The organism is Halorussus amylolyticus, assembly GCF_004143485.2.
GTDB classification, from domain to species: Archaea; Halobacteriota; Halobacteria; order Halobacteriales; family Haladaptataceae; genus Halorussus; species Halorussus amylolyticus.
On sequence record NZ_ML974135.1, the window covers coordinates 198,761 to 203,070 of the forward strand.

A 4,310-nucleotide genomic window follows, 5' to 3' on the forward strand; every position below is an offset into this window, starting at 1 on the left:
AATCGTCCGTCTTCACGGGTGGTGATTGCTATTCTCACCCACACGTAAAAGTTCGCCGGTGAGAAAGGGTTATGTCCGACGAAAAGCGACTCATCACTATGCGCGAGGCCGACGAAACCACCCGCGACCGCATCGCCTTCCTCTCGAACCGGACCGACCGCCCGGACGATACCCACGTAATGGACGTGTACACCGTCGCGCCCGACGGCTCTGACCTCCGGAAAGTGACCGACTCGGACCTCACAGCGTCCCGCCTTCGGTGGCATCCCGACGGCTCTCGACTCGCGTTCGTCGGGAACGACCCCGAGAACGCATACGCGCCCGCCAAGGTTTTCGTCGCCGACCGCGAGCGCGGCGAGTACGAGTCGTGGTCGGGCGACCTCGACCGGACGGTTGCGAGGTTCGGCCGACTCGGGTGGGACGGCGACGACGTGCTGGCGACCATCGGCGACGAGGGACTGACCCGACTCGCGCGCTTCTCCGAGGGACGCGACCCCGAGCGGACCTTCGAGTCGCAGGGCAGACATCGAACCGTCGAGGGGTTCGACTGCCGGGGCGGCACCGCGGCGCTCGTCCTCTCGGACCCCGCGTCGGGCGCGGACGTGTACGCGCTCGACGCGGCCGCACTCGGGCGCGTTGCGCCCGAGGCGGCCGCCCTGACCCGACTCTCGGCGGTCAACGACGACCTGCTCTCCGGCCGCCGGACGCCCGAGTGTCGCAGAATCACGTTCGAGTCCGACGGCCAAGAAATCGAAGCCATCGCCTACCTGCCCGCGGATTTCGACCCCGACGACCCGGACGCTGACTCCGACACCGACTCCACCGACCCCCGGCCGCTCGTCGCGTCGATTCACGGCGGGCCGGTCTCCTACGACGCGCCGAGGTTCTCGTTCGAGCATTCGTACTTCACCGGACAGGGGTACGTCGTTCTCCGGACGAACTACCGCGGGAGTTCGTCGTACGGCCGGGAATTCAGCGAGCAGATTCGCGGCGAGTGGGGACCGCGCGAGCGCGACGACGTGCTGGCTGGCGTCGAGGAACTGGTTGCGCGCGAGTGGGCCGACCCCGACCGGTGCTTCGCGACCGGGTTCTCCTACGGAGCGATGACGACGGGCTACCTCGTGACCGCGACCGACCGATTCGCGGCGGCCGCGGCCGAACACGGCATCTACGATTTCCGGTCGGCCTTCGGCACCGACGACAGCCACGTCTGGTGGGAGGACGACTTCGGCCTGCCGTGGGAGAACCCCGATGGGTACGATGCGGGGTCGAGCATCGCGGACGTGGGCGAGGTCGAGACGCCCCTGCTCGTGACCGCGGGCGGCGAGGACTGGCGGTGTCCGCCCTCCCAGTCCGAACAGTTCTACGTCAGCGTGAAAAAGCAGGGCGTGCCCGCGCGACTCGTCGTGTACCCCGACGAACACCACAACATCGGCGACCCGGACCGCGCGATTCACCGCCTCACGGAGTTGCGCGAGTGGTTCGAACGGTTCGACCCGGCGCGCTAATCGTCGGCCCGCGCGTCGGTTCCGCCGCCGACCTTCTGACCGAGCGCGCCGCCGTCGCCGAACACGCTCCGCTGGAGTTTCCCGCGGCGAAACACCACGAGATGGTACTGAGTCACCAGCACAGCGGCAATCGCCATCACCACCGCGAAGGCCCCGGTGTGCGTGACCGGAACTCCGTGAAGGTGGCCGTTGAGGACCTGTGCGAGACCGAGGACCACCGGGACGACGCTCGCCACCGTCGTCCGACCCGGAAGTTCGCGGAACATCTCTCGAAACGTGACTTCGCTCGTGGCGTCCATGTGTCCGTGGCGAAGCCTCCGACTATCGGTTGATTATCTTTTCGTAACCGCGTTCTGACCCATCGAAACGCCGAGATGTGGCCGTCAAGCGATACTGGCCGAGCGACACCCACCAAGTAATATCCGCCGACCCGGGTTCGGAGCGAGTCGGACTGTCCGCTGGCGCGAAGACCACCGGCTCACCCTCGGCGTAGACCTCGACGGAGCACTCTCGGAGGTCGAAAGAGACACGCCCGGAGACGCGCGCGGTTCCGTCGTGGCGGTCGTCGAACAGGCGTTCGAGCGCGTCGGGGTCCACCACGTCGTACAGGACCTCTCCCTCCGAGGTCGGGTCGCAGTCCGCGATTTCCGCGACGCCTTCGACGACCGCGATACTCAGGTCGGTGCCGTTCGTTCGGATTCGGTACGCGGCACGTCCGTCTCGGTCGAGAGAGGGCGCGCGCTCGACGCGGTGTGTCGTGTTCCGGTTCATACTTCGGTCTCGGTTCGACCGACTCGGGTGTCGGCTTATCTCTCGCACCACGCGTTTGGATAAAAAGTCCCCGGTTTCTGCCTCGAAGCCTCTTGGGTTCGTCACTCGTCTTTCGCGAGCACTAACGCATCGTAATCTGCCGACCGCCCCACGCTGGCTTCGAACTGCCGAGCGTGGGCGGCCTTGAGTTGGGCGAGTTCGTCGTCCGAGAGGTCCATCCAGTCCGCGAACTCGGTCCAGACGTGGCTCCGGACCGAGAGGTAGAACGCCGACTCGTCGCGTTCGACGAGCGGGTCCTCGTGGAACTGGGTCCGGTAGTCGTACACCAAGTCGGCCACCGAGAGGTCGGGAAACTCCCGGACTGCGCGCTGGTGGCGCGCGACGAGGTCGCGGTCGGACTCGTCGGTCACGTCCGGAAACGCGTCGAGCGGGTCGGCCACCGTCACCACTCCGCGACGCTCCCGTCGTGGTGTCGCCAGACGGGGTTGTGCCAGTTCACGTCGCCCGCGCGCTCGCGGACCACCGACTCGTCCACTTCGATTCCGAGGCCCGGTCCGTCGGGGAGTTCGACGTAGCCGTCGCGGTACTCGAAGACAGTCGGGTCGGCGAGGTAGTCCAGCACGTCGCTTCCCTCGTTGTAGTGGATGTCGAGGCTTTGTTCTTGAATCAGGGCGTTGGGCGTGCAGGCGTCCACCTGGACGCACGACGCGAGCGCGAGCGGACCGAGCGGGCAGTGTGGCGCGAGCGCAACGTCGTAGGCCTCGGCCATCGACGCGATTTTCCGCATCTCGGTGATACCCCCGGCGTGGGACACGTCGGGCTGAACCACGTCCACCGCGCCCGACTCGAACACCTCCTTGAACTCCCACCGGGAGTACATCCGCTCGCCCGTGGCGATGGGCGTGGTCGTGTGGGCCGCGATTTCGGGCAGCGCGTCGTTGTGCTCGGGCAGGACTGGCTCCTCGATGAACATCGGTTCGTGGGGTTCGAGCGCGACCGCGAGGCGCTTGGCCATCGGCTTCGACACCCGGCCGTGGAAGTCCACGCCGATGTCCACCTCGTCGCCGACCGCCGCCCGCACCTCGGCGAGTCGGTTCTCGGCCGCGGCTATCTCGGCGGGCGAGTCGATGCGCTCCATCTCGGGCGTGGCGTTCATCTTGAGCGCGGTGAACCCCGCCTCGACCTTCTCGCGGGCCGCCTCACCGACTTCGGCGGGTCTGTCGCCGCCTATCCACTGGTACACTCGCACGCGGTCGCGGGCCCGTCCCCCGAGGAGTTCGTACACCGGCGCGTCGAACCGCTTGCCCTTGATGTCCCAGAGCGCCTGGTCGATGCCCGCGATGGCCGACATGAGAACTGGTCCGCCACGGTAGAAGCCGCCCCGGTACATCGTCTGCCAGTGGTCCTCGATTCTGCTCGGGTCCTCGCCGAGCAGGTAGGTGTCGAGGAGTTCCTCGACCGCGGCCCGGACCGTCTTCGCGCGCCCCTCGACCACCGGTTCGCCCCACCCGACGAGTCCGTCGCTCGTTTCGAGGCGGAGGAACAGCCACCGCGGCGGCACCTCGAACAGTTCGTAGTCGGTGACGTGCATGGCGTGGGTTACGCTCGCCAGCGCATAAACGTCCGGGGGTGGGGCGTGTCCGGAGAGACAGGATTCTGAGTAACCGAGGGGTGGCCGAGTGCGAACGCACTCGGCCACCCCGAAATCGCCCGAAATCACCCCGAACGGACAAAATTATGGTCGAAGCGCCGAGACGTGATTTCGATGGACAAACTCGACGGCGTGTCGCGGGACGCCCTCCGAGACGAACTCGAAGCGGCCGAGACCGCGAAGGCGGCAAAGCGCCTGATGGTCGCGCTCGCCTACAAGGACGGAGTGTCGGTCGCCGCGCTCTCCGAGCGGTACGGCATCCCGAAATCGACGCTCTACTACTGGCTCGACAGACTCGCCGACGGGCCGGTGTCGGGGGGCGGGGGGGGCCGGGGCCCCCCCGGGCGGGCGCCCGCGGGCGGCCACCCCCCCCCCCGGGG

Annotated in this window: 6 protein-coding genes; 2 read left to right on the forward strand and 4 right to left on the reverse strand. The window is 67.6% G+C overall.

Annotation, left to right across the window (positions count from 1 at the left end; translation table 11 throughout):
* Positions 1-98: 98 nt before the first annotated feature.
* Positions 99-1,508, forward strand: a complete 1,410-nt coding sequence (locus tag EKH81_RS13140) for a S9 family peptidase (protein ID WP_238392184.1) — start codon at positions 99-101, stop codon at positions 1,506-1,508.
* Here EKH81_RS13140 and EKH81_RS13145 read toward each other — a convergent pair.
* The 4 genes from EKH81_RS13145 to dgoD form a co-directional block, all read right to left on the reverse strand.
* A complete protein-coding gene (locus EKH81_RS13145) occupies positions 1,505-1,807 on the reverse strand; it encodes a hypothetical protein (RefSeq protein ID WP_202935142.1) in 303 nt (100 codons plus the stop codon). The genes EKH81_RS13140 and EKH81_RS13145 overlap by 4 nt on opposite strands.
* 22 nt (positions 1,808-1,829) lie before the next feature.
* The gene (locus EKH81_RS13150; RefSeq protein ID WP_132058568.1) at positions 1,830-2,279 is read right to left on the reverse strand and encodes a HalOD1 output domain-containing protein; all 450 of its coding nucleotides are present in this window, start codon (positions 2,277-2,279) and stop codon (positions 1,830-1,832) included.
* 101 nt (positions 2,280-2,380) lie between these two features.
* A complete protein-coding gene (locus EKH81_RS13155; protein ID WP_132058567.1) occupies positions 2,381-2,719 on the reverse strand; it encodes a DUF8048 family protein in 339 nt (112 codons plus the stop codon).
* A gap of 2 nt (positions 2,720-2,721) precedes the next feature.
* Positions 2,722-3,870 (reverse strand): galactonate dehydratase, encoded by a 1,149-nt coding sequence (gene dgoD / locus EKH81_RS13160; RefSeq protein WP_132058566.1) that lies wholly within the window; start codon positions 3,868-3,870, stop codon positions 2,722-2,724.
* A 174-nt stretch (positions 3,871-4,044) separates the two neighbouring features.
* Between dgoD and EKH81_RS13165 the strand changes: the two genes are divergently transcribed.
* The coding region (locus tag EKH81_RS13165) for a helix-turn-helix domain-containing protein (RefSeq protein ID WP_162224626.1) at positions 4,045-4,310 on the forward strand (266 nt) is incomplete at its 3' end.

What these genes read in the sequence shown, in the direction of transcription:
- EKH81_RS13140 (WP_238392184.1), top strand. Translation starts at nt 99, where the DNA reads ATGCGCGAGGCCGACGAAACCACCCGCGACCGCATCGCCTTCCTCTCG.
- EKH81_RS13145 (WP_202935142.1), bottom strand. Translation starts at nt 1,807, where the DNA reads ATGGACGCCACGAGCGAAGTCACGTTTCGAGAGATGTTCCGCGAACTT.
- EKH81_RS13150 (WP_132058568.1), bottom strand. Translation starts at nt 2,279, where the DNA reads ATGAACCGGAACACGACACACCGCGTCGAGCGCGCGCCCTCTCTCGAC.
- dgoD (WP_132058566.1), bottom strand. Translation starts at nt 3,870, where the DNA reads ATGCACGTCACCGACTACGAACTGTTCGAGGTGCCGCCGCGGTGGCTG.